The following is a 24,001-nucleotide window of genomic DNA, read 5'->3' as shown; positions in this document are numbered from 1 at the left end:
GCGTCGAGCTCGCCCCCGTTCACCTTGTTGTCGCCAGAATCTTTCAACCCGGCAGGATGATCCATGCGAGCATTCGTCCTCGACGGCTATGGCGCGATCGCCGACCATGTCCGCCTGGAAGGCGGCGCGATCAGGCCGGTGATCGATCGCGAATTCGCGTTCGAGCAGTTGCCCGATGCGCTGACCTATCTTGAGGCCGGCCGGGCGCGGGGCAAGGTGGTCTTGAAGGTGCGGTAGGAATCAGTCGCTTGCCATTCTCCGCGTCGGCAACGCGCAGCGATATCACGGTCTGCCTTTAACCTGGCTCGGTCCGGCCAGCCGCAATAACCACAAGGACTTCCGCCTTTTGCCGGCCCAGGCTGTGCACCTGGTGCGGCATCTCCCCGGAGAAATACAGGCAATCGCCCTTTTCGAGCTTGAGCTCTTCACCATCGAGCTCGATCGCGACCCGCCCGCTGACGACGAACAGCATCTCCTCGCCGGAATGGAACGCCCGTTGAATCGTCTCGTTTGCGGCGGCCGAATTCCGCGACGACTTGAACGGTGGCATGAACAGAAACGGCTCCATGCTCTTGTGCGGACGCGCGGCTGCCAAAGCCATCAGTCCGAACGATCCATTCTTCATGGGATCGGCACCTTCTTCCTGATGCCGGTGGACGGTGTAGCGCGGCGCGGCGCTCGATTTCGGATCGAAGAAATAAGCGACGTTGACGTCCAGTGCCGCGGCCATGCGAAGCAGCGCCGCAATCGACGGCGCCTTCAGACCGCGCTCGACCAACGAGATATAGCCGCGCGTGAGCTCGCTCATGCTGGCGAGCCGGTCCAGCGTCAGTCCCTTGGCCGCGCGCAATCTGCGCAGATTGAGACCCACTCCGGCGGTCCTGCTGACGTCAAGCAAAGCGGATCTCCTTCCAGGATCGTCCAGCTGATGCGGCTCCGGGCATCAGGCACCGATACGCATACAACGAAAGCGGGATGGCGGATATCGTCCTATCAGTAAACATTTGCATTGCAGGAATTTACAGCAAGGGCCGGGAAAATATAGGCAAAGATGTGCGAAAATCCGCCATTTTAGGCTATTTATTTAGCATTACCTGCCTTTTGCCGACTTCCTCGCCAAATGCCGCTTTTCGCGACGTTGATTTCTATAAGTAAACATGGTCGCTTTCGAGCACGCACGGAGGTTCGAAGGGCCGATCTTATGCTGCAGCTTTTTCCAGCGTGGAGATCGCGGCGGTTGCGGCCGTACCCCGAGCGCCGACGTCCACGCTGGGGCGGCTGAACCAACCAGCGAAAATTCCTGAGACGACCGAACTGCGCCGCGGGGAGCCGCGATGCGGAACGGAAAACTGCGCCTGAAACTGAACATGTCTTTTCAAGGAGCGACCCGATGACCGTTGCAGAAGGATTCTCCACCGCTAGCGTCCCGGACGACGCCGCAAATCTGCGGCGTATCGTGTGGTCGAGCGTGATCGGCACCGCCGTCGAGTGGTACGACTTCCTGATCTACGGTGCCGCGACCGCGCTGGTATTCAACAAGGTGTTTTTCGCCGCCGGCGATCCGGCGCTGGCGACCATTGCCGCCTTCGGCACCTATGCCGTCGGCTTCCTGGCCCGGCCGCTGGGTGCTGCGATCTTCGGCCATTTCGGCGACAAGGTCGGCCGCAAGGCGATGCTCGCCGTTACGATCATCGTCATGGGGCTCGGCACTTTCCTGATCGGTTTGTTGCCGACCTATCAGCAGATCGGCGTCGCGGCTCCGGTGTTGCTGGTCGTGTTGCGCTTCCTGCAAGGCATCGGCCTCGGCGGCGAGTGGGGCGGCGCTGTGCTGATGGTCGTCGAGAACGCGCCGAAGCACCGGCGCGGATTGTTCGGCAGCATGGTTCAGGTCGGCAATCCCATCGGAAACCTGGCGGCGATCGGCATGTTCGCGCTGGTGTCGCAGCTGCCGGAGAGCGAATTCATGGCGTGGGGATGGCGCATTCCGTTCCTGATCTCCGTGCTCCTGGTCGGCGTCGGCCTTTGGATACGGCTGCGCATGGAAGAGACGCCGGCCTTCCGTCAGCTCAAGGCGAGGAACGAGGTCGCAAGGATGCCGGTCCTCGACGTCTTCAAATATCATCGCCGCCCGTTCTTCACCGCGGTGTGCCTGAAGATCTCGGAGATCGCCTATGCCAGTATCGCCGGCGTCTTCGTGATGTCGTATGCAACCTCGCGTCTCGGACTATCGCGCGGGCTGATCCTCAACGGCGCATTCATTGCGTCGTTTGTCGCGCTGTTCTCGATTCCCCTGTTTGGGTGGATGTCGGACAAGCTCGGCCGCAAGACGATGTTCTATGCCAGCTGTCTGTTCTCGGCACTATTCGCATTCCCGCTGTTCTGGCTGCTCGACACCCGCGATCCGACGATCGTGATCCTGACCATCGTGGTCGCGATCAGCTTTGGCCAGATGGTGATGTTCGGCATCGGGGCGCCCTGGTATTCCGAACTGTTTACCGCACGGCTGCGCTATACCGGCGCCTCGCTCGGCTTCCAGGTCGGTGCGGCCTTGAGCGGCGGACTGAGCCCGCTGATCGCAGCGTCACTGATGACCTGGGCCGGCGGCGCCACCTGGCCGGTCTCGCTGTTCCTGATCGCCTGCGCGCTGATCACCGCGGTCGCGACATTCGTTGCACCGGAAACGGCCAACAAGGAGCTGACCTGATGCTCGATACCATCCAGACATCCGACCGCGGCGCGGTTGTGCCGGGCTGGACCGGCGTCGTCCGCCACCTCCATGTTACGCCGCGTGCCTTCCTGCCGATGCGCGAGATGCGTGAGATCAAGCTGGTCGAAGGCAAGGGCATCGAGGGCGATCGCTACATGATCGGCCGAGAAGCGGGCTTTTATTCGCACAAGCCCGAAGAGGGACGGCAGGTGACACTGTTCGAGTTCGAAACGCTGGTGGCGCTAAAGCGCGACGCCAGTATCGAGCTCGGACCTGAGGAACACCGGCGCAACGTCACCGTCGAAGGCGTGCCGCTCACCCATCTGGTCGGACGTCGCTTCTGGCTCGGGGAAACGCTGCTGGAAGCGACGCGGCTGTCGATCCCTTGCCGGCACATCGAGGAGATCACCGGCAAGGCGATTTTCGATCCGCTGATCAACCGATCCGGGCTCAACTGCAAGATCCTCAAGGGCGGGATCGTGCGCACCGGCGACGCCGTGCGGAATTTCCAGTGATGGCTGTTCCGATCACGACGATCACGACGATCGTCGAGTCCATCGAGGACGCCGGGCCGGACGTCAAATTGTTCTCACTGGTCGATCCCGACTGCTGGGAGCTGCCGCCCTTTCGCGCCGGTGCGCATATCGATTTGCGTCTGCCCGGCGGAATGGTTCGAACCTATTCGCTGTGCAACGACCCCGCCGACAACAAATGCTATCGCGTGGCCGTCAAGCGCGAGCCGGCCGGGCGCGGCGGCTCGGCGAAGCTGCACGATCAGGTCAGGGTCGGCGACGTGATCGGCGTTTCGCTGCCGCGCGGCGGATTGGTTTTGGACGCGGCGATCTCCCGCTTCATCTTCGTCGCGGGCGGCATCGGCATCACGCCGTTCTTGTCGGCGGCAGCGTTGCTGCTGCGGATCGGGCGGCCGGACTTCACGCTGCACCTGCTGACGCGCGGCGAGCCGCCGCTGGCGCGCCTGGTGGCGCCATTCGTGCAAAGCGGGCATGCGATCCTGCACGATACGGCTACAGCCGGACGGCCGGATCTTGCCGCACTGATCGGCCTGCCGGCGCCCAAAACGGCGATCGGATGTTGCGGCCCCGCCGGCATGATCGACGACTTCGAGCGGGCTTCGCGTGACTGGCCGGGTGAGCGCGTCCATGTCGAGCGCTTCGTGCCGCCGGCATTGCCGGCTGATCCCAATTCACGGCCGTACACGCTTGCGCTGGCGCGCTCGCAGATCGAAACTCGCGTCGAGCCCGGACAAACCATGCTCGCCGCACTTCTCGATCTCGGCATCGACATTCCGGCATCGTGCTGCGGCGGCATATGCGGCGCGTGCAAGGTGGACTGGCTCGAGGGTAGCCCCGTGCATCGCGACCGCGTGCTATCGCCGGCCGAGCGCGCCCGCAGCCTGATGGTCTGCGTCGCCGGATCGGCGGGCGTGCGCCTGGTTCTGGACCTCTGACGCTACTCGCGCGCCAGCGCAATCGCGTGGACGTGGCGGCCGTAGTCCGGTTCTTTCCGGTGCACCGAGCGGCGGTAGCTGTAGAATCGCTCGTCGGAATAGGTATCGACGCCGATATCGTCGATCATCAGCACGCCGGCATTCTCCAGCCGCATGCGGATGAAGCCGGCGAGATCGAACATGGCATGGCCTGATCGAGCCGAGGGGATGAAGAAGACGGCATTCTCCGCGTCAGCGTCCAGAAAACGCTCGACGAATTCGCTGCCGACTTCATAGGAGTGCTGGCGGATCAGCGGGCCGATGGCGGCGACGATGCCGGAGCGGTCGGCGCCGAGTTTCTCCATCGCCTCGATGGTCGATTCCAGCACGCCCGTCAGCGCGCCCTTCCAGCCGGCATGCGCCGCGCCGATCACGCGCGCGCTGGCGTCGGCGAACAGGATCGGGCCGCAATCCGCGGCGGTGACGCCGATGGCGATGCCTTCCGTGCGGGTGACGAGCGCGTCGGCGCGCGGCTTGTCGCCCTGCCATGGTCCGGTCGCCACCACGACGTCGGGTGAATGGATCTGGTGCGCGCTGAGCAAGCGCTCGGGCGCAACACCCATCTGCTCGGCCATCCGGCGGCGATTTTCCGCGACACTGGCCGGATCGTCGTTGGAGCCGAGGCCGCCATTGAGACCCTGGTAGATTCCGCTGGATATCCCGCCCTCGCGGGTGAAGAAGGCGTGGCGCAGCCCGGGAATGGCTGCGAGCAGCGACGATCCGAACGTCATGCTGTTTCGTCTCCAGGCGCCGGCGGTTCGTCGCTGAGGCCCGCGACCATGGTGAGATTGGGTTCGGTGACCGCAAGCACCTTGAACATCGATCCCATGCCGCCGCGGCCGCTGTCGGTCAGGCGCTTCAGCGCGGCGGAAATATCGGCGGAAACTTCCGGCGTGGTTTTTCCCATTAGCGTGACGGCCCGCGTCTCGATACCGAGCCGCTTGAGGAATTCGCCCTGCGTCACCGGGCCGTGAACGCGCGCGCCGACATCTTCCGCCGCGCGCGCCAGCGCCTGGAAATCGACATGGGCGGTGACGTCGGCCTGGCCGGGATTCCTCAGGGGATCGGCAAAGCTGTGGCGGGCGATTGCCTGGAAGGTGTCGCCGGCGTCGCTGCGCAGATGGCCGTAATCGATGATCAGCGCCGCGCCGTCCTGGTCGCGCACCCGCGTCGCGATCTTCATCATTTCGTTGTCCGGCCGCCATTCGAACACGGCACCGACAGGGGCCGCGCGCACCAGCGGCGGCAGCAACACCTCGAAGCGTGGCATCGGATCGGCCGAGGCCGCGAATACCAGCTTGCCATCGGGATCGAGGTCAACCACGCGCTCGTGCCAGCCGGTCTCGCGCTTGACCACCTGGTGGATCGGCAGCACGTCGAAATATTCGTTGGCGAGAATGACCGCGGGGCCCTCCGGCACGTCGTCGATACTGTCATGCCAGCTGATGTTGCGCGCGCCGGATAGCGTCGCCCGCTGTTTTTCGCGCAGGACCGGATTGACCTCGACGAGATCGATGTGGAGCGATTGATAGAGCGGCGGCAGCACCCGGATCGCGCGGAGCGCGTCCGCCATCATGGTGCCGCGGCCGGGACCGAGTTCGACCAGCCGCAGCATCGGCGGCGACCCGATTGCCTTCCATACCGAGGCCGTCCACAGACCGAGCAGTTCGCCGAACATCTGGCTGACCTCGGGCGCGGTGGTGAAATCGCCCTCGCGGCCCAATGGATCGCGCGACACGTAATAGCCGTGCTCGGGATGCATCAGGCACAATTCCATGTACCGCCAGACCGGCATCGGTCCTGACGATCGGATCAGCTTGTGGATCTCCGACTGCAACGGCGAGAATTCGGTCACGGCCTGCCTTAACTCGACTTCTGTATATGCTCCGGCGCCTTGCGGCGCCATGCCTTCATGATCAGGATGGCCCCGGCAATGATCATGGGTACCGACAAAAGCATACCCATGGTCAGCCCACCCCACAAAAATCCAAGCTGGGGATCGGGTTCGCGGAAGAATTCGCTGGTAATGCGCGCAAGCGCGTAGATCGTGATGAAGCTGCCGAGGATCAGGCCCGGCCGCTTCAACGCGCCCATCCGGACCATGATCGCCAGGATCGCAAACAGCAGGATACCCTCAAGCGCCGCTTCGTAGAGCTGGCTTGGATGGCGGAAAAGTTGTTTCGCGTCATCGGGAAAGACCATTCTCCAGGGCACGCTGGCATCCGCCTCCCGCCCCCACAACTCGCCTTTGATGAAGTTGGCGAGGCGTCCGAGCAATATTCCGACCGGAGCGACCGCGGTCGTGATGTCGCCAAGCGACAGGATGGGGATATTGTTCTTGAGCGCAAACAGCATCACCGCGGCGACGCAGCCGAGAAAGCCGCCGTGAAAGGACATGCCGCCCTCCCATAATTTGAGAATGGCGGCGGGATGCTCGATGAAGTGGGGAAGGTTGTAGAACAGCACGTAGCCGGTACGGCCGCCGAGGATGATGCCGAGGGTGACCCAGAGAATGAAGTCGTCGAGTTGCACGGGCGCGATCGGCGCCGGCCCGCCCCACAATTTCTCGCTTCCGATCAGCGCGCGCGCATATATCCATCCGATCACGATGCCGCTGATATAGGCCAGCGCATACCATCGGATCGCGAGCGGTCCGATCGAGATGGCGACGGGATCGATTGCCGGAAAGGTGATGGTGAGAAAGGGCATCTGGTGCGATGCCTACGGCACGAGGTTACGGCGATAGAGCGCCAGCAGCCGCTCCCAGTGCCGTTCGGCGGCGTCGCGGTGGTAGACCGGACGTTTCGGGAAGGCAAAACCGTGATGGGTGCCGGGGTAGATCTCGACCTCGTTGTTCGATCCCTTCATGCCGGCCGCGACCTTGTCGATAATCTCCTGCGGCGCATAGATGTCGGTCTCGGCGCAGGCGAAATAGAGTTCGGCCTTGGTCTTCGAGGCGGCCAGATGCGGGCTGTCGGGCTGGTCGGTCGCAAGATGGGTGCCGTAGATCGAAGCCGCCGCCCTCACACGATCCGGAAAATGCGTCGCCGCGTTGACCGCGTAGCGGCCGCTCATGCAGTAGCCGACGGTGCCGACGATTTTCGTGTTCGCTGCTTGTTGCGTCTCGGCATAGGCGAGCAGCGCCTTGGTGTCTTCCATCACCATGGGAATGTTGATCGAGTTCATGAAGCCGAACATCCGCTTGCGCTCGGGCGCTTCCGGATCCGGCGGGATCGGTCCCAGCTCCATGACGCCGGAGCGGTAATACATATTGGGCAGCATCATGTAATAGCCCGAGGTGCCGAGCCGCCGCGCCATGTCGCGCAGTTCCTCGCGGATCGCCGGCGCATCCATGTAGAAGATGATGACCGGAAACGGCCCGCCGCGCTCGGGATGGCTGATGAAGGTCGTGGTCTTGCCGTCCTTGGTCGCAATATCGATCTGCTGGTCGATCATGGGCGTTTCTTCTTGCTTTGTGATTCTGGGGGCTGGCTGGACGTTTCGATACGATTGCAAGGAAAGGCGGGCATGACAAGGCGAACGGCCGTCAGTCTTGAACCGCGCACTTGAACCTTGCCCTTGAACCCCGCTCTGGGGATTGCCATTGTCTTGTCGTGACGATCAATTTGCAGCGACCGGAGCGTTTTCAGATGACCCAGACCAGCAATCGGTTTTTCGACGAGATCGGCCGTTTGATGAACGACGCCGCCGGCGCCGCCCAGGGCGTCAAGCGCGAGGTCGATACGGTCATGCGCAACCAGGCCGAACGCATCCTGCGCGACCTCGACCTCGTCAAGCGCGAGGAGTTCGACGCGGTCAAGGACATGGCCCGCCTGGCGCGCGAGGAGAACGAGGCCCTCAAGAGCCGGATCGCGGCGCTGGAAGCCAAGCTCGGCATTTCGCCGGCAGCACCAGATGCCAGCGCAGTCTGAAGACCGACGGGTAGGGGGATTTACCCCGTAGCCCGGTAGCCCGGATGGAGCGCAGCGCAATCCGGGGCAGTTTCTCAGCGGATAGGGTGTTCCCGGATTTCGCTGCGCTCCATCCGGGCTACGGGCCCCCAAACCCGCCAAAAAATCCCTTCATTTCCTTGTCATTTCGTCCCTTTGGGGCTAAAAGCCCGCCACGTCCGCAGCCCCCGCACCCCTGGAGGCTTGCTGTGGGACGCCAGCGGGCCGCGATGCGGCCTTTAACTTTTTAGAAAACAAGGACTTAACACGATGGCGACCGTCAAGGAATTGAAGGCGACCGCGCGTCCGCAGAGCGGCAAGGGGGCCGCCCGGGCAGAGCGTCGCGCCGGGAGAGTGCCCGGAGTGATCTATGGCAACAACCAGCCCCCCGTGACCATTTCGGTCGACGACAAGGAACTGCGCCAGCGCATCCTGGCCGGCCGTTTCCTGACCACGCTGTTCGACATCGATCTCGAGGGCAAGAAGCACCGCGTGATTCCGCGCGACTTCCACCTCGATCCGGTGAAGGACTTCCCGGTGCATGTCGATTTCATGCGGCTCGGTGAAGGCGCGACCATCCGCGTCAGCGTTCCTCTGCACGTCGTGAACGGCGAAACCTCGCCCGGCGTCAAGCGCGGCGGTACCATCAACATCGTCACCCACACCGTCGACCTCGAATGCTCGGTCGATAACATCCCGCAATACCTCGAAGCCGATGCCGGCGCGCTCGAAATCAGCTACTCGCTGCATCTCTCGGACATCAAGCTGCCGACCGGCGTGAAGGCGCTGTCGCGTGAGGACGCGACGCTGGTGACCATTGTGCCGCCGTCCGGCTACGCCGAAGAACAGAAGGCTGCTGCGGCTGCTGCGGCTTCAGGCACGGCTGCCCCGGCGGCAGGTGCTGCGGCGCCGGCTGCTGCTGCGCCTGCGGCGGGTGCTGCGGCTCCGGCAGCTGGCGCGAAAGCGCCGGCTGGTGGCGACAAGAAGAAGTAAGCAGCGGCAGGATGCCGCGTCATGCGCCTGTTTGTCGGTCTCGGTAACCCCGGTTCGAAATACGCGAACAACCGGCACAACATCGGGTTCATGGCCGTCGATGAAATTGCGCGGCGTCACGGTTTCGCACCGTGGCGCCGCCGTTTTCAGGGCGAGACTTCCGAGGGCACGCTCGATCGCGAGAAGGTCGTTCTGCTGCGGCCGACCACCTACATGAACGAATCCGGGCGCGCGGTTCAGGAAGCCGCGAACTTCTTCAAGCTGTCCGCCGGCGACATCACCGTGTTTCAGGACGAACTCGAACTGCCGGCGGCGAAAGTGCGCGTCAAGATCGGCGGCGGCATCGCCGGTCATAACGGGCTACGCTCGATCTCCTCGCATATCGGCAACGACTATCGCCGGGTGCGGCTCGGGATCGGTCATCCCGGCGTCAAGGATCTGGTGCACAGCCACGTGCTATCGGATTTCGCCAAGAGCGACCGCCCCTGGGTGGAAGCGCTGTGCGAAGCGGTGGCCGAGAATGCCGGCTTGCTGGCAACGGGTAAGGATTCGACGTTCCAGAACAAGGTTCATCTGGCGCTGCAGGCCAAGGGATTTTTTCCGTCAAATGAGGACAACGGCGAAAAGCCGGCGTGACCTCTCCACCGTCATGGCCGGGCTTGTCCCGGCCATCCACGCCTTTGACGCTGAAGGACGTGGATGCCGGCACAAGGTCGGGCATGACGAACACCGATCGAGGACGAAATGGGATTCAAATGCGGTATCGTTGGCCTGCCCAATGTCGGCAAGTCGACGCTGTTCAACGCGCTGACCGAGACGGCAGCGGCGCAGGCGGCGAATTATCCGTTCTGCACCATCGAGCCGAATGTCGGCGAGGTCGCCGTGCCTGATCCTCGGTTGGACAAGCTGTCGGCGATCGCAGGCTCCGCGCAGATCATCCCGACGCGATTGACCTTCGTCGATATTGCGGGCCTCGTTCGCGGCGCCTCGAAGGGCGAAGGCCTCGGCAACCAGTTCCTCGCCACCATTCGCGAGGTCGACGCGGTCGCGCATGTGGTGCGGTGTTTCGAGGATTCCGACATTACCCATGTCGAAGGCAAGATCGCGCCATTGGCCGACATCGAGACCATCGAAACCGAACTGATGCTCGCCGACCTCGACAGCCTTGAAAAGCGCGTCGACAATCTCGCCAAGAAGGCCAAGGGCAACGACAAGGACGCCAAGGAAGCGCTCGACCTCGTCAACCGCGCATTGGTGCTGCTGCGCGACGGCAGGCCGGCGCGGTTTCTGGAGCGCAAGCCGGAGGAAGAGCGCGCCTTCGGCATGCTGGGCCTCCTGACGTCGAAGCCGGTGCTCTATGTCTGCAATGTCGAGGAAGGTTCGGCCAAGGACGGCAACAGCTTCTCAAAACAGGTGTTCGAGCACGCACAGAAGGAAGGCGCGGTCGCGGTGGTGATCTCGGCCAAGATCGAATCCGAAATCGCGACCCTGTCACGCGAGGAGCGCGCCGATTTTCTCGAGACGCTTGGTCTTGAAGAGGCCGGCCTCGACCGCCTGATTCGCGCCGGCTACCAGTTGCTGGACCTCATCACCTATTTCACCGTGGGCCCAAAGGAGGCCCGCGCGTGGACCATCCACCGCGGCACCAAGGCGCCCGCGTCGGCCGGCGTGATCCATACCGATTTCGAGAAGGGCTTTATCCGGGCCGAGACCATCGCCTTTGCCGACTATGTCGCGCTGAACGGCGAAGCCGGCGCCCGCGACGCCGGCAAGCTGCGGCTGGAAGGCAAGGAATATGTCGTCGCCGACGGCGACGTGATGCATTTCAGGTTTAATAACTGATTAGTGTGGTCATTCCGGGATGGTGCGTAAGCACCAGACCCGGAATCTCGAGATTCTCAGGTGCGCGATTGCGCACCGTAGTTCGATGCTGCGCATCGCCCCGGAATGACGACCTCAGCGCATCTGCCCCTGATCGCGGATTGCGCCGAGATGCTCGTTGATGCGGAAGACGATCAGGATGAATTCCGCGGCGATGCGCGAAAACACCACGCCGACCACGATACCGGCGATCGAGGACAACAGCAGGATGAATCCGCCGAACGGGCTGATCGCCATCGCGGCAAGCGCCGAGAAGATCCCGGACAGGCCGAACAGAACGATCAAGCCGATGACCAGCCAGTAGAAAGTCTTGATGATCGTGGGCGTGATGAAGCGGTCCCACTGAAACAGATCCTGAAAATCGAGCATCGATGGTTCTCCGGCGAGTCAAAAACCTGGTCCCAGATGGCACAGGGCTAGACCCGAAAACTGCTTCGGGCAAGTCAGGGATGAGCGCCGGAGGCGGTACTCGCCTCTGGCGAACGAGCCATGCGGGTGGGCGGGTTGAGATTGCCGCAAATAACGGCCACATTCAGGCTTCCCTCCCGTAATCCTCAATGCAAATCTCCGATAGATGATAACGCTGACCTTTGAAGACTTCACGCCCGGCCATTTCGGCACGTACGGACCGCGCCACGTCACGCGCGAGGAGATTTTGGCCTTTGCCGCCGAATTCGATCCGCAGCCGATGCATCTGGACGAGGAGGCGGCCAAGGCGTCGATGCTGAAGGGGCTGTCCGGTTCGGGCTGGCATCTCGGCTCGATCATGATGCGGATGCTGTTTGATGGCTTTATCGGCCGTACCGCCTCGCTCGGCTCGCCTGGTGTCAACGAGATGCGCTGGCTGGCGCCGCTCCGACCGGGCGACGACCTGACGCTGGATGTCGACGTCGCGGAGGCCAGGATTTCGAAGAGCCGTCCCGAGACCGGCATCGTGACCTTCAAGGGGGCGATCCGCAACGCGGCCGGCGTGGTGCTGTGCGAGATGGAGTCGCCGATCATCGTGCGCCGGCGCACTGAGGCGGGGGCGAGGTAGCGATGCGTTTCTTCGAAGACATCGAGATCGGCGCGCGGCGCGAGTTCGGCTCGTTCACCTTCGCCGCCGACGACATCAAGAAGTTTGCCGCCCAGTTCGACCCGCAGCGCTTTCACCTCGATGAGGAGGAAGGACGCAAATCCCTGTTCGGGGGACTGGCTGCATCGGGTTGGCACGTCGCCGCGGTCTGCATGAAGCTCCTGGTCGCCGACGGCAAGCGCTTGACGGCCGAGGCTGTCGCACGCGGCGAGAAGGTCGCGGTGTGGGGGCCCTCGCCGGGCTTTCGTGAATTGCGCTGGATCAAGCCGGTGCTGGCCGGCGACACGATCCGCTTCTCCAACCAGGTCGAAACCAGGCGGACTTCGGAGAAGCGCCCCGAATGGGGCATCCTGCAGGCCCGCAATACCGGCACCAACCAGCGTGGCGAGGTGGTGTTCTCGTTCCTCGCCACCGCCTTCGTGCCGCGCCGGAGTCCGGGTTAATTGTAGCCCGGAGGAGCCAACGGGTCGCGCGAATGCGCGCCCCGCGACGAGCGCAATTGCGCTCGCACAGTGATGACAGGCTCCGCGAAATTCGGGGCCGGTCTCACCGGGCATCACCGGCGTTCCCGGATTGCGCTTCGCTCCATCCGGGCTACGTGCCTACGTGCCTACCCGCGGCAACTTGGTTAGCGAATTGTGCCGTTAGCACCTCGTAATCCATGACTCCACGGAACGGATTATTTGCTAACGCATTTTGAACTTTCTGCCTGCCAAATGCGTCTCAGGGGAAGTACCGAGGGGATGATGATGGCAGATCGCGGCAGCCTGAAATTCGTCGGCTTTATTTTCGCAACCGTCACGATGGCGGTGATGCTGACCGCCACGATGGTGGTGAAAAGCTACGCCGACGGTGTCTACACGATCGAGGACACCGCGTTCGTCCGCCAGTAGTTGCGGATCGGATAGCCATGATCTGATAGCCAAGAGCGCTGAAGAAGTTCAGCGGCTCCAGATCAGCGTCATTGCCACGACCGCAAGCGTCAGCAGTCCGACGAAGCGGATCACGATCGTGCCCATGCTGTGCGACGATTGCCTCAGCGGCATTGAATTCATGTTGTCTGGCTGAACGTTTTGCATCGCAGGTAGTGTCCCCAAAAGGTGCCTGCCGTCACGTGACGACATCCGTCTTTGGACGCGAGCGTGTTTATAAAGTTCAGATCGAGCACAGCCAAACAAAACCGCCGCGCTCCCATACGGAACGCGGCGGAGTGTTAGATTTTTGCAACGATCGCGCTTAGCTGTTGCGCAGACCGTCGGCGGCGCGCTTCCACTGCGTGACGTTGTCGGAGATCATGCGCGTCGACTTCATCGCGGCCTGGCTGAGCTGGGCATAGCCGGAGATTTCGCGCTGGACGCGCTGGCCTTCGGCATGCAGCAGGTCGCGGAGGCTTTCGAGTTCGGAAATCAGCTTCTCGATTTCCGCAAGCGAGGTACCGGCGACCCGCTGGATCAGCGAATTGACGTTGTTGACGGTGGCTTCCGCGTTCGGATCGAGCGGCGCGGTGTCCGGGGCGACCGCGGGGCGGCGCAGATAGGCGATGTCGTTGCGAACGAATTCGCGGATGCCGGCCTCGACTTCTGATACGGCGGCGAGATCGTTGTCGACCTCCGGGGTTTCATCAATCTGTTCGGGGCGAATGGTGGCGTTCATCGGCAATTCCTCTGTTTCGCTTTCAGGCGAGCGCGGACGTCCCCCGCACGACGAAGTGGAGCGTTCCCATCTGCGCTGCCGATTTTGGCCGCATCTTGGCCATTCTGCGGCAATGGTTGATCATTCTCGGGGGCGGCTCTTTCGGGCCGGAAAACGCGTCAAATCGGGACAAATCCGGGCCTTACCAGCTGCGTTTGAACCCTGCGCTGAGGCTCTTGTTGGCGGCGCCGGACGGCGTTTCGCCGATCGAGCCCGAGATGGTGACGCCGTCGAACAGCTTCTGCTCGGCGCCGACCTTGCGCAGCCATTTGTCGTCCGAGGTCGACAGGGTCTGCCCGGCGATCAGGCTGGTGCCGGTGTCGGTGATGCTGAGCCTCGCGGATTGATCGGTCTCATAGCTGCGGGCCGGATGGCTGACGATGCCGGGCACCGGCACGATGCCCTGCTGGATCAAATTGTAGTCGTTCTTCAGGGTCACCGAATACTGCTCGCTGAGCGGCAGCGATTTGCTCAAGGAGGTGCCGAGCCTGCTCTGCTCGGATCCGGGATCGACGCGGGCTTCGACCGAGGTCTTGTCCCAAATCGAGGCGACGCCGGGGGCCGTGATCGCCGCCCAGGCGGTGCCGGACGATTGCGGCAGGCTGCCGCCATTGGCGAGTTTTTCCGAGAGCTGTTCAGACGTCGTCGCCGTGCCTTGCCGTGCGACCGTCATGTCGGCGCCGATCCGCGTATCCCAGAACGGCGTGATGGATTGCTTGACCGACACCGCGGAGGTGCCGTTCGTTCTTTCATTGGCGGACCACGCGGCATCCACGCTGGCAGCGGCTTTCGACGCGCCGCTTCCCTTCGGCGCCGGACCGGTCAGGATCGACACATCGACATCGAGCAGGCTCCAGTCGAGCTTGCTGACGTCGATGTCCTTCATGATGTCGACGTCGTTGACGCTGGGAGCCGCCTCGGTCTCTTCCACCTCAGGCATGTCCGGATCGTCGTCCGCCGGCGGCGTTTGTGCCGCTGCCGCCAGTATCGAAGTCAAAGTGATGCCGGCCGCCAGCATTGGCAGCCGTGCCCAGCCAAATCGCATTTTGGGAATCATTGCCCGCCCGCATTCCAAGTCGCGCCCAGAATGCGTTCGCTCTGTCGCGAAATTATGGCGGGTGCAACGATCCTGCTCGCTTCACGCGAACGTCATGGCCGGGCACAGCGCGTCACAGCGCCAGATGACCCGGCCATCCACGCCCCCTTGGGGCTGGCGAAGGAAGACGTGGATGCCCGGGCGCGAAGATGCGATTTGCGCGCCCGGGCATGACGATTGGAATCGATTGGCGTGAGCTAGACCGCCATCCGCGGCAGGTGGATCGGATAGCCCACGGTCTGCTCGACCAGATCGAAGGTGTCGACCAGCACGCGGAAGTTGGTCAGGCGGCCGGCCCTGAACTGGGCGAAATGGGCGATCCGCAAGGAGATCGGCTTGTTCGAATCCAGCGCGGTCAGCGAATAGCGCATCATCGAGGCGGCCGAATCCACGCCCAGCATGATCGATTCGCGGTCGAAGCGGTGGACGCGGAAGTTGTCGGCGATCTGCCTGACCACATCGATCACGGCCGCCTTGCCGCGGCGCGAGCCGAAGAACGGGTACATGTCGATCGGGCCAAAGATCGCCCAGTCGACATCCTCGTCGAGCAGGGCTTCGAGATCGGCTGGCTGGCGTTCATTGATCGCGCGATGCAACGCGCGCGAAAAACGCCAGAGACTATGCTCTGTCATTTTGGTTTGGTCCTTGAAACTGGATTTTCAAAACAGCAGTCGCGCCCAAATGGGCGTCTTCATCGACGCCGGGCCGAAATGCTGAACTTCACTGTTGCAGCTACAAATAGAGGACCACGGCCAAAACGCAATTGCCGTTTTTGCATTGCACAAATGCGGCGTTTCCGGCCGTTTGCCGATCACTTAACGGTCATGACCGCGCACCGGCTGCCGCTCGATGGCGATTTCGGCGTCGCGAATGGCGATGATGCCGAACAGCAGGGCGCCGCCGATACCGCCGATCGCGGCCCCCAGCGGCATGAAGGTGAAGAACACCAGCATCCCGCTATAGCCTTCAAAACTCGTGGTTTTGAAGATTTCCACCCAGGCGAGGCCGGCCCCGATGCCCAGTGCCGCGCCTCCCAAGGTCCCCAACGCCAAACCAAGCAAGGCCAGCAATGCGATCTTCATACGTTCTTCGTGTCCGGAAACAGCCTTGTGGTGTGTCACGGCCGGCGCGGTGAGGTTCAATGGCGTTTGGAATATCCGGCGAAGCGTTCCGCATTTCATCTGTCATTCCGGGTTCGATGCTACGCATCGCCCCGGAATGACGGAGTGCGTAGACGCTAGATCGGGTCCGGCCGCCTGCCGGTCAGGATCGCGGCGATATCGCGTTCGAGCAGTTGCTGGACCAGATCGAAGGTATCGATGACTTCCCTGATATGGCTGATCTTGCCGTTGCGCAGCGTGTAGAAGCCGGCGATGTCGAACTGCACCATGCGCTGATTGATGTTCTTGCGGAAGAACACGCGGATGAACGCGGACGCCTTGTCGTTCTCGGTGACCAGCATCGGCACCTCGCAGCGCAGCTCGGAATAGCGGGCGCGCACTGCATTCCACATCTCGCGCATTTCGGCCTTGCCGCGGCGATGGCCCATGTGCGGCAGGATGTCGATCGGGGCGTTGGCGAGGAATTCGATGTCGTCGGTGCAGCGCTCCAGCGCGGCCTCGACATCGCCGGAATACAGGACGTTGAGGAAATCCAGCACGTGCTGACGATTTGATCCCTCGGTCATTCGCCCACCTACCTGTGCTCGATCCCGCGCTTGCGGCCAGACCCATTGTGAACGGAACGGCAGAAGTATCAGCCAAAGGAACTAAAGTATCTGTCGCGATGGTTTCGAAATGGTTCACTGCTACGGGCCGCGCGGCGGGAAGGGGCGCGGTATCTTATTGCTTGCCGAACTCCGCTTCCGGTGGGGCCGTCCTTTTCGAAGATCACCGAGCCGCCGAAATCGGTGGCATGGCTTTTTGCGGCCGGCGACAATGCATGCGCCGTTGCATGCAACCGTTCTGGGAACGATCCCTCCACGGCCGGCGTTGCTTCCGTTGATAACGGAGACCATGATGACGAAGACCGTTCCGCCCATCCCCGAGGACAACCAGAGCCACAAGGGCCCAGGCAGCGCGCCCAGCGTTCCCCTCGACACCACTAAGGGCCATCGCGACGACGAGAAGAACAACATCCGCGAACAGGCCGCGCACGGCAATCTGACGCAGAATACGAGCAACCGCCGGTCCGGGTGAGGTGGGCAATGGCGCGGCTGCGATTTCGGATTCGAATGTCAAACAGCTAGAACCGTAGGATGGGTGGAGCGAAGCGATACCCATCAATCGTGATGGACGCAGCGCTCGATGGGTTTCGCTTCGCTCTACCCATCCTACAAGAAGACACACCTTCGCATTCTCGCGGCGCGACGCGCCCGAAGTCATGCGATCGGCGATGCCCTCGAAAAACGAAGAGGGCGCAGGGAAAGCCGGGTGCCCTCAGCACCCGCAGTCGTGCGCACAAAATGCACATGGGTGACTGCAAGGTGCGCCGGAACACCCGGCCTTCCCTGCGCAATGGTGTTACGGCTTATAGCGCGCTCTTCCCGGCGACGAATTCCTCTTGCCACCGTCGCTGACGGATTGGCGATTGGCCGACACCCGGTTGGGCTCGACAAATCTCCATCAGCTTGACACCAGCCACGGGTGCCAGAACCACACGCCTTTGCCGTCCGCGGCTTCCCTCACCAAAACGCTTCGACCGGCTCATGTGCTGCCGACCAAAATTCTGGCGAAGGCGTTTAAGCGCCGGTCGTCTGCGCGCCGTTGCTCGCTCACAAGCCGAAGCCCGCCCTGCGATCCCGTTCGCGCCCGACGCTGCCGCGTCCATCGCATCCCGCACCCAACGTCCGTGACGATCGCGATACGCCCCTCTAGCGGGTGCGGGATGGCGGGAGTTGTAGGGGTGATTTGGGGTAACCGCGAAGCGAATTATTTTCGCGACGAGGACTGGACCAAGCCATGTGTGATTTGCCCGGCAGGCAACGCAATCGGTAGTAGTGTTCTCGCGAAAGAGGCGTACGCGGCGCGAGAGGCTGCGGCTCCTTGCCATGGCATCACTTGGCGCGATGCGGCTCGCCGTCGACGCGTGGATCGAGCAGGACGGCAAGCGCCCGCTGGCCAAATACATTCAGGATGCTTTCAAGAATTTGAAAGCCGAGATCTGATTGGCCACCGATCGATTGGACACCTGCCTAACTAGCGACACGACAGCCCTGCCTCAATCTCGGTCCAAAAGCCGCAATGCGAATTTGCGTGCGCGCCGTGGTGTGTCGCATGAAGCAAAGCACCAAGGTGATCGCGAGCAATGCAAGAGAAGCGAGAAGGATACGTGGCATGTTAATCCGTAGCTGCTGTTAAAGCACTCGCGTCGATACAGGTCGGCATTGCCCATAAGGGCACTGGGCAGAGCCCGAGCTGCTCGCCGAGATCGAGTACCGGCCAGATCAGCCGAGAGCAAGGTGCGCCATCCTTTCTTCAAGGGCTGCGGGGATACGCCGGCCATAGGTGCGACGAGTTCCCAAGGAACAGTTGAATTGGTCTGCTATGGGTCGGCGGAGGGGCGGGTTGAGCGTACGTTGAAGCCGATATTCACCGCGTCACCGTTTCTCGAAAGCTTGACCTCGTTCCGGCGCGTCGGTTCCGCATCGGGCCGAGCTGGTCGGCGCTCCGCCTGATGACGAAATGCCGCCAAATAGCAATGCTTCCGTCGGCCGATCTCCAATACGTAATAAGTTAGGGTCCGCTATGAGTTCGTTCGAGGAATCTCCGGCAGTCCCACACCGTGGCGCTTCCGACGGGCTGGATTTCGCTCCGGAAGCCCTTAGCCGTTTAGCGCGGCGAGATCGGGCCTCTCAAGGCGAACCAGCGATTTCGTCACTTCGACCGCTCCTGCTATGCGTTCTGTCGCTGGCGATGCTTGCGCTCGACTGCAACGCCGTTCGAGCCCAAGGCACAGTCCCTGACAGAGAATTGGTAGTGGCGACCAAGGAGGCCCCGCCCTTCGCGATGAAGCAGCCGGATGGGAGCTGGGGCGGTATCAGCATCGAACTTTGGAGAAAAATCGCTGCTGGAGCGCATCTGCGCTTTCGCCTGGTCGAGACCCAGAACGTGCAGGATCTGCTGGATGACGTCGCGAAGGGCACCCTCGACGCCGGTGTCGCGGCAGTAACTGTGACCGCTGGGCGCGCACGCAGCGTCGATTTTACGCAACCCTTCTACAACACCGGGCTTGGGATTGCGGTGCCCATCAATGAAAGCGCCTGGGTATCGATCGGGCGGGCACTTCTTTCCTTCGGCTTCTTCCAGGCTGTCGCCGTACTGCTTTGTTTTGCGATGGCGGTCGGCTTCCTCATTTGGCTACTGGAACGCGGGAAAACGGAACATTTCGGCGGAGGAGCCAAAGGGCTCGGCTCCAGCTTCTGGTGGTCGACTATCGCCATGACACAGGCGGGAGCTGCTCAGAATGCGCCAGCGACTCTTCCAGGGCGAATCGTCGCAATCGGGTGGATGATCGCTTCCATCATCGCTGTAGCCGTGTTCACCGCAGGTATCACCTCCACCCTCACGCGCCGAGGGCTCGAAGGCGCCGTTCACGGCTTCAACGACTTACGATCCGTGCGCGTCGGCGCTGTCGCGAACTCTGCGACAACCGACTACCTAACTCGTCAGCAACTTTCCTTTCGAGCATTTCCGGACCCTCAAAGCGGCCTATCTGCATTGAGCCGCGGCGCGATCGATGCCTTCGTCCATGACAAACCGCTTCTGACCTGGACCGTCCGGAAGGATTTCTCGGCCTCGGTTCGTGTTGTCGACACCAGCTTCAGCAGCGAGAGCTATGCAATCGTGCTGCCGAAGGGCAGTACCTTGCGGCCTATGCTCGATCTCGCCGTGCTCGATCAGATCGAAAGCGATTGGTGGCGACAAACGCTATTCCAAACCCTTGGAAATGCACGATCTCCCTAACTGACCGTTGCGACCCGCTTTCAGCGTTATCTCAAGTTCCGCAGGCTGTGCGAGTGGAAAGGCGCCATTCCGCCGCTTGCGACAGTCACCGCGCGGCGCGATCTCTTGAGAGCACCAGGCGCTACTAGGGCTTATCGGCACGCTGATGGATAACTGATGGCACGAGCCAGCCAGCAGGAGCTCCCGAATTTGTAGTCTCAATTCAACGAAACTAGCACGACTTGCCCTTGACGCCCGGCCGGTGCCTCGGGATGCTGCGCCCGGCAGCAGCAAGTCCAAGGATTACTCATGGCGATCATTTCAGTTCTAATTGGCGTTCTGATCATTGTGGTCGTGGGCGCAATCTGTTTTTGGGCCATCGACAAGTTTGCTACCGACGGCCGATTGGCAAACCTCCTCAAATTGCTGGTGGTGCTCGTTTGCTTAGGCGCGATTGTGCAACGCCTGCTTGTCCTAACCTATTAGCCCATACTCCTCGTGATAGATCCTCCACGCACGTTACGTCAAACGGCCGGCAGTATCGCGATCCAAGCGACACCACAGCCAGCGGATGATCAGGCGAGCCGTAAGCGTCCCTCCGTAAAGGTCTGGGGGAATCCAGCAAATCAGGGTAGATCGGCCGAAACCAATGCGAAGTCGTTAGAAAGACGATTTGACCGTCAGCCCTGCCGTCCGGGCATCCTGTATGAATGTATGTGCTTCTTCATTGGACATGGTGAGGTCAACGCCGCCGAGGAATTCCTCTCCCTTGGGCGTATTCGCACGAAATGTCGTCTCGTGTCTGCGGATATCAACAGTATAGTCAATGTCGCTTTGTGCTTCGGGCATGGCATTCTCCTCGATCCGAAGCCTGTCGCCGATGCAAGGAGCGAACTGAATCTAGGCGAAGAACGTCCATGATCAGCTGATCAGGCCGAAGAAGCGCTAGATTGTTCTAAAGCCGACTTTCGATGCGACAGTTCTTGCAACGGACGTCGCGCAACCGCTTCTAGCGCGCCAAGCATCCTTTCGCCCTTGTTTTGCTTCCGCCGAGATGAGCCATCAGTCGCTTCATCGGCTCGAGCGGGGTCGGCCGGTTGGCCAAACCCAGGCGAGGGAAGACAGCGAGTCTGTCGGACAATGCCCTGCGGTCAATTTGCATCGTTCTGTCCGTCTGACTCACAACCGGATTGATGGGGTACACGCCCCGCGGACAGTAACTACCGTTTCTTCCACCCACCGCGATGTCCCGGCGCGCCGCCGCTCGATCGCGGCGCAGGGCCGAATTCGGGGCCGGATTGGCGGGAGTCGGTTGGCTGGAAGATTTTGCTGCCGGTCTCGGACTTGCTCGGTTTGGCGCCGCCGGGGCGGAAAGGCAGTGACTCCGGACCGTGCATTTCGTCGAGATGAGGCTTGTGGACCTTTGAACCGCCACCGCCGCTGGCCTTGATCGCCGAAGACACGCTCTTCTTCTTCATCGCGCTGACCGGCAAATTCGCCGCCTCGCCGTATTTCTTCGTCCCCGCGTAGGCGCCGGCCTTGCCTTGCACCGCGCGCTGTTTGGCGGTGGGATCGTCGACGACAGCCATCTCTGTCGCGCGGAGGCGTTTGACTTCGTCGCGGAGTCTCGCGGCTTCTTCGAAATTCAGATCGGCGGCGGCTTCCCGCATGCGGGTTTCGAGGTCGGACAACACCGCCTCGAAATTGTGGCCGATGGAGATGACATCGTCGGCCATGCCGCCGTCGCCGATCTCGACCAGCACGTGGTCGCGCTCGTAGACAGAGTTCATGATGTCGCCGATCGACTTCTTGATGCTCTCCGGCGTGATGCCGTGCGCCGTGTTGTACTCGACCTGCTTCTCGCGGCGGCGGTCAGTCTCGGCGATGGCGCGCTCCATCGAGCCGGTCATCTGGTCGGCGTAGAGGATCACCTTGCCGTCGACGTTGCGCGCGGCGCGGCCGATGGTCTGGATCAGCGAGGTCTCGCTGCGCAGAAAGCCTTCCTTGTCGGCATCGAGGATCGCGACCAGCGCGCATTCGGGAATGTCGAGGCCTTCGCGCAAGAGGTTGATGCCGACCAGCGCGTCGAACGCGCCGAGGCGCAGATCCCTGATAATCTCGATGCGCTCGATGGTGTCGATATCGCTGTGCATGTAGCGCACGCGAATGCCCTGCTCGTGCAAATATTCGGTGAGGTCTTCCGCCATGCGCTTTGTGAGAACCGTGATCAGGCTGCGATAACCGGCCTGCGCAGTGGCACGGACCTCGCCGACGAGATCGTCGACTTGCGTGCGCGCCGGGCGGATGTGCACGGGTGGATCGATCAGGCCGGTGGGACGGATCACCTGCTCGACGAACACGCCGCCGCTTTCGTTCAGCTCCCAGCCGCTCGGGGTCGCCGACACCGCGACCGATTGCGGGCGCATCATGTCCCATTCCTCGAACCGCAGCGGACGGTTGTCCATGCAGGAGGGCAGGCGGAAACCGTATTCGGCGAGCGTCGCCTTGCGGCGGAAGTCGCCTTTGAACATGCCGCCGATCTGGGGCACGGTGACGTGGCTTTCGTCGGCGAACACCAGCGCGTTGTCGGGCACGTATTCGAACAGCGTCGGCGGCGGCTCGCCCGGGCGGCGGCCCGTAAGATAGCGCGAATAGTTTTCGATGCCGGCGCACGAACCCGTCGCCTCCATCATTTCCAGATCGAAGGTGGTGCGCTGCTCCAGCCGCTGCGCTTCCAGCAGGCGGCCCTGGTTGTTGAGTTCGTCGAGCCGCAGCTTCAATTCGCTCTTGATCGACTTGATCGCCTGCACCAGTGTCGGGCGCGGCGTCACATAGTGCGAGTTGGCGTAGATCTTGATGAATTCGAGATCGTCCTGCTTGTGGCCGGTGAGCGGATCGAACTCCTCGATATTCTCCACGGTGTCGCCGAACAGGTTCACGCGCCAGGCGCGGTCTTCATAGTGCGCCGGGAAGATGTCGATGACGTCGCCACGGACGCGAAAGGTGCCGCGGGTAAAGTCGGCCTGGGTGCGCTTGTATTGCAGGGCGACGAGGTCGGCGATCAACTGCCGCTGGTCGATGCGCTCGCCCTTCTTCAGGGCAAATGTCATCGCGGTATAGGTCTCGACCGAGCCGATACCGTAGATGCAGGAGACCGAAGCCACGATGATGACGTCGTCGCGCTCCAGGAGCGCGCGCGTCGCCGAGTGGCGCATGCGGTCGATCTGCTCGTTGATGGACGAGTCTTTTTCGATGTAGGTGTCGGTGCGCGGGACGTAGGCCTCGGGCTGGTAGTAGTCGTAATAGCTGACGAAATACTCCACCGCGTTGTCGGGGAAGAAGCTCTTGAACTCGCCATAGAGCTGGGCGGCCAGCGTCTTGTTCGGCGCCAGGATGATGGCGGGGCGTTGCGTGGCCTCGATCACCTTGGCCATGGTGTAGGTTTTGCCCGAGCCGGTGACGCCGAGCAGCACCTGCGTGCGGTCGTTGCGGTTGATGCCTTCGACCAGTTCGGCGATCGCGGTCGGCTGGTCGCCCTTCGGCTCGTATTCGGACTTGATCACGAAACGCACGCCGCCTTCGGACTTTTCCGGGCGCGGCGGCCGATGCGGCGTCCAGACCTTCAGCTGGCCGCCATCGCCCTTGAATTCCGGGCGGCCGTCGCGGATCAGATTCTCCAGCGCGTCGGCGGTCGCCTTGACGCCGAGCGCCTCCATCTTGTTGCGCGGCGGACGGGCCAGCGCCTCGTCGTCGTCCTCCGCCGTCGGCAGGCCGAGCTGGCGCGCGAGTTCTGGGTCGAGCGTCGGGATGGTCGCCGAGGTGCCGTAATTGGCTTGCGGGGCCTCTTCGAGACCTTGGCTGGACGCATCGCGTTTCGCGACGTCATCGCTCGTCCCTTTGGTCGAGGCCCGCGCGCGATGCGCTGCGGCCTCGCCGCCGGCGCGGCGGTCCCACGAATTGTCCGGCGGCGGCTGCAGGCCGGTGCCCGAGCCCATGCCGGCATCGCCGCGGTTGATCGCGGGATTGAGCAGTTCGGCGAGCGCCGGCCCGATCGGCTGCACGTCCGGCCGATGGGCTTTGGATTTCGGGGTTTTGCCTGATTTTTTGGGGGTGTCGGGTTTCTTCGCCATGCGGCGAATATGGGATGAGTCAGCCAG

Annotated in this window: 28 protein-coding genes and 1 pseudogene; 16 read left to right on the top strand and 13 right to left on the bottom strand. The window is 62.4% G+C overall.

Features of this window, described 5'->3' with window-relative positions:
• Positions 1-114: 114 nt before the first annotated feature.
• Positions 115-237 (top strand): annotated as a pseudogene (locus tag C7G61_RS33790) (zinc-binding dehydrogenase); the annotation flags it as partial.
• A gap of 58 nt (positions 238-295) precedes the next feature.
• Here the strand turns inward: C7G61_RS33790 and C7G61_RS33785 are convergent.
• Complete coding sequence (locus tag C7G61_RS33785; RefSeq protein WP_108522028.1) at positions 296-898, bottom strand: helix-turn-helix domain-containing protein; 603 nt, start codon at positions 896-898, stop codon at positions 296-298.
• Positions 899-975: 77 nt separating this feature from the next.
• Here C7G61_RS33785 and C7G61_RS44145 point away from each other — a divergent pair, with 77 nt between their 5' ends.
• The 4 genes from C7G61_RS44145 (at position 976) to C7G61_RS33770 (ending at position 4,175) form a co-directional block, all read left to right on the top strand.
• Positions 976-1,155: a hypothetical protein gene (locus tag C7G61_RS44145; RefSeq protein WP_145963735.1), complete on the top strand. Its 180-nt coding sequence runs from the start codon at positions 976-978 to the stop codon at positions 1,153-1,155.
• A gap of 235 nt (positions 1,156-1,390) precedes the next feature.
• Entirely contained in the window at positions 1,391-2,704 is a 1,314-nt protein-coding gene (locus C7G61_RS33780) for an MFS transporter (protein ID WP_108522027.1), read from the top strand.
• Entirely contained in the window at positions 2,704-3,222 is a 519-nt protein-coding gene (locus tag C7G61_RS33775) for an MOSC domain-containing protein (protein WP_108522026.1), read from the top strand. The genes C7G61_RS33780 and C7G61_RS33775 overlap by 1 nt, the downstream gene beginning before the upstream one ends.
• Complete coding sequence (locus C7G61_RS33770; protein WP_108522025.1) at positions 3,222-4,175, top strand: PDR/VanB family oxidoreductase; 954 nt, start codon at positions 3,222-3,224, stop codon at positions 4,173-4,175. The genes C7G61_RS33775 and C7G61_RS33770 overlap by 1 nt, the downstream gene beginning before the upstream one ends.
• A 2-nt stretch (positions 4,176-4,177) precedes the next feature.
• On the opposite strand, the gene pgeF is transcribed toward C7G61_RS33770, so the two are convergent.
• The 4 genes from pgeF to C7G61_RS33750 are packed head-to-tail and all read right to left on the bottom strand — an operon-like array spanning position 4,178 to position 7,670.
• Positions 4,178-4,945, bottom strand: a complete 768-nt coding sequence (pgeF, locus tag C7G61_RS33765; RefSeq protein ID WP_108522024.1) for a peptidoglycan editing factor PgeF — start codon at positions 4,943-4,945, stop codon at positions 4,178-4,180.
• Positions 4,942-6,069 (bottom strand): class I SAM-dependent methyltransferase, encoded by a 1,128-nt coding sequence (locus C7G61_RS33760; protein WP_108522023.1) that lies wholly within the window; start codon positions 6,067-6,069, stop codon positions 4,942-4,944. Before C7G61_RS33760 ends, pgeF begins: the two co-directional genes overlap by 4 nt.
• Before the next feature lie 8 nt (positions 6,070-6,077).
• On the bottom strand, positions 6,078-6,923 hold the full coding sequence (gene lgt / locus C7G61_RS33755) for a prolipoprotein diacylglyceryl transferase (protein WP_108522022.1): 846 nt from the start codon (positions 6,921-6,923) through the stop codon (positions 6,078-6,080).
• 12 nt (positions 6,924-6,935) lie between these two features.
• Entirely contained in the window at positions 6,936-7,670 is a 735-nt protein-coding gene (locus C7G61_RS33750) for a dienelactone hydrolase family protein (protein ID WP_108522021.1), read from the bottom strand.
• 194 nt (positions 7,671-7,864) lie between these two features.
• On the opposite strand from C7G61_RS33750, the gene C7G61_RS33745 reads away from it, so the two are divergent.
• From C7G61_RS33745 to ychF, 4 genes are all read left to right on the top strand, one after another.
• Positions 7,865-8,146, top strand: a complete 282-nt coding sequence (locus C7G61_RS33745; protein WP_108522078.1) for an accessory factor UbiK family protein — start codon at positions 7,865-7,867, stop codon at positions 8,144-8,146.
• A 288-nt stretch (positions 8,147-8,434) separates the two neighbouring features.
• A complete protein-coding gene (locus tag C7G61_RS33740) occupies positions 8,435-9,157 on the top strand; it encodes a 50S ribosomal protein L25/general stress protein Ctc (RefSeq protein ID WP_108522020.1) in 723 nt (240 codons plus the stop codon).
• A 21-nt stretch (positions 9,158-9,178) separates the two neighbouring features.
• Positions 9,179-9,793 carry an aminoacyl-tRNA hydrolase gene (gene pth / locus C7G61_RS33735; RefSeq protein WP_108522019.1) on the top strand — a complete coding sequence of 205 codons (615 nt, stop codon included), beginning with the start codon at positions 9,179-9,181 and terminating at the stop codon, positions 9,791-9,793.
• A gap of 108 nt (positions 9,794-9,901) precedes the next feature.
• Complete coding sequence (ychF, locus tag C7G61_RS33730) at positions 9,902-10,999, top strand: redox-regulated ATPase YchF (protein WP_108522018.1); 1,098 nt, start codon at positions 9,902-9,904, stop codon at positions 10,997-10,999.
• Between the two features lie 114 nt (positions 11,000-11,113).
• Here ychF and C7G61_RS33720 read toward each other — a convergent pair whose 3' ends face one another.
• Positions 11,114-11,407, bottom strand: a complete 294-nt coding sequence (locus C7G61_RS33720) for a DUF4282 domain-containing protein (protein WP_108522017.1) — start codon at positions 11,405-11,407, stop codon at positions 11,114-11,116.
• A 208-nt stretch (positions 11,408-11,615) separates the two neighbouring features.
• Between C7G61_RS33720 and C7G61_RS33715 the strand changes: the two genes are divergently transcribed.
• From C7G61_RS33715 to C7G61_RS45070, 3 genes are all read left to right on the top strand, one after another.
• Positions 11,616-12,074, top strand: a complete 459-nt coding sequence (locus C7G61_RS33715) for a MaoC family dehydratase (RefSeq protein ID WP_190242095.1) — start codon at positions 11,616-11,618, stop codon at positions 12,072-12,074.
• A gap of 2 nt (positions 12,075-12,076) precedes the next feature.
• Positions 12,077-12,556 carry a MaoC family dehydratase gene (locus tag C7G61_RS33710; RefSeq protein ID WP_108522015.1) on the top strand — a complete coding sequence of 160 codons (480 nt, stop codon included), beginning with the start codon at positions 12,077-12,079 and terminating at the stop codon, positions 12,554-12,556.
• Positions 12,557-12,859: 303 nt separating this feature from the next.
• On the top strand, positions 12,860-13,006 hold the full coding sequence (locus tag C7G61_RS45070; RefSeq protein WP_190242096.1) for a hypothetical protein: 147 nt from the start codon (positions 12,860-12,862) through the stop codon (positions 13,004-13,006).
• Positions 13,007-13,349: 343 nt separating this feature from the next.
• Here the strand turns inward: C7G61_RS45070 and C7G61_RS33705 are convergent, their stop codons facing one another.
• From C7G61_RS33705 to C7G61_RS33685, 5 genes are all read right to left on the bottom strand, one after another.
• Entirely contained in the window at positions 13,350-13,766 is a 417-nt protein-coding gene (locus C7G61_RS33705) for a hypothetical protein (RefSeq protein ID WP_108522014.1), read from the bottom strand.
• A 181-nt stretch (positions 13,767-13,947) separates the two neighbouring features.
• On the bottom strand, positions 13,948-14,823 hold the full coding sequence (locus tag C7G61_RS33700) for a hypothetical protein (RefSeq protein ID WP_108522077.1): 876 nt from the start codon (positions 14,821-14,823) through the stop codon (positions 13,948-13,950).
• A gap of 275 nt (positions 14,824-15,098) precedes the next feature.
• Positions 15,099-15,533 (bottom strand): nuclear transport factor 2 family protein, encoded by a 435-nt coding sequence (locus C7G61_RS33695; RefSeq protein WP_108522013.1) that lies wholly within the window; start codon positions 15,531-15,533, stop codon positions 15,099-15,101.
• A 183-nt stretch (positions 15,534-15,716) separates the two neighbouring features.
• The gene (locus C7G61_RS33690; RefSeq protein WP_108522076.1) at positions 15,717-15,983 is read right to left on the bottom strand and encodes a hypothetical protein; all 267 of its coding nucleotides are present in this window, start codon (positions 15,981-15,983) and stop codon (positions 15,717-15,719) included.
• A gap of 155 nt (positions 15,984-16,138) precedes the next feature.
• The gene (locus C7G61_RS33685; RefSeq protein WP_108522012.1) at positions 16,139-16,588 is read right to left on the bottom strand and encodes a nuclear transport factor 2 family protein; all 450 of its coding nucleotides are present in this window, start codon (positions 16,586-16,588) and stop codon (positions 16,139-16,141) included.
• Positions 16,589-16,919: 331 nt separating this feature from the next.
• Here C7G61_RS33685 and C7G61_RS33680 point away from each other — a divergent pair, with 331 nt between their 5' ends.
• The 4 genes from C7G61_RS33680 to C7G61_RS45060 all read left to right on the top strand — a co-directional run bounded on the left by C7G61_RS33680 (position 16,920) and on the right by C7G61_RS45060 (position 20,330).
• Complete coding sequence (locus C7G61_RS33680; protein WP_190242089.1) at positions 16,920-17,099, top strand: hypothetical protein; 180 nt, start codon at positions 16,920-16,922, stop codon at positions 17,097-17,099.
• An 800-nt stretch (positions 17,100-17,899) separates the two neighbouring features.
• Entirely contained in the window at positions 17,900-18,067 is a 168-nt protein-coding gene (locus C7G61_RS47595) for an acyl-CoA-like ligand-binding transcription factor (RefSeq protein ID WP_420836811.1), read from the top strand.
• Positions 18,068-18,878: 811 nt separating this feature from the next.
• Complete coding sequence (locus tag C7G61_RS33675) at positions 18,879-19,865, top strand: transporter substrate-binding domain-containing protein (protein ID WP_244608585.1); 987 nt, start codon at positions 18,879-18,881, stop codon at positions 19,863-19,865.
• Between the two features lie 288 nt (positions 19,866-20,153).
• Positions 20,154-20,330 (top strand): hypothetical protein, encoded by a 177-nt coding sequence (locus tag C7G61_RS45060; protein WP_171985690.1) that lies wholly within the window; start codon positions 20,154-20,156, stop codon positions 20,328-20,330.
• A 174-nt stretch (positions 20,331-20,504) separates the two neighbouring features.
• On the opposite strand, the gene C7G61_RS33670 is transcribed toward C7G61_RS45060, so the two are convergent.
• Positions 20,505-20,693 (bottom strand): hypothetical protein, encoded by a 189-nt coding sequence (locus C7G61_RS33670; protein WP_108522011.1) that lies wholly within the window; start codon positions 20,691-20,693, stop codon positions 20,505-20,507.
• Between the two features lie 371 nt (positions 20,694-21,064).
• Positions 21,065-23,974 (bottom strand): excinuclease ABC subunit UvrB, encoded by a 2,910-nt coding sequence (uvrB, locus tag C7G61_RS33665; protein ID WP_108522010.1) that lies wholly within the window; start codon positions 23,972-23,974, stop codon positions 21,065-21,067.
• Positions 23,975-24,001: the final 27 nt, after the last annotated feature.

Origin of the sequence: Bradyrhizobium algeriense (assembly GCF_003062295.1) — a bacterium.
Taxonomy (GTDB): Bacteria; Pseudomonadota; Alphaproteobacteria; order Rhizobiales; family Xanthobacteraceae; genus Bradyrhizobium; species Bradyrhizobium algeriense.
Note: the sequence above shows the minus strand (reverse complement) of the source record. Positions and strands in the feature narration are given on the sequence as shown.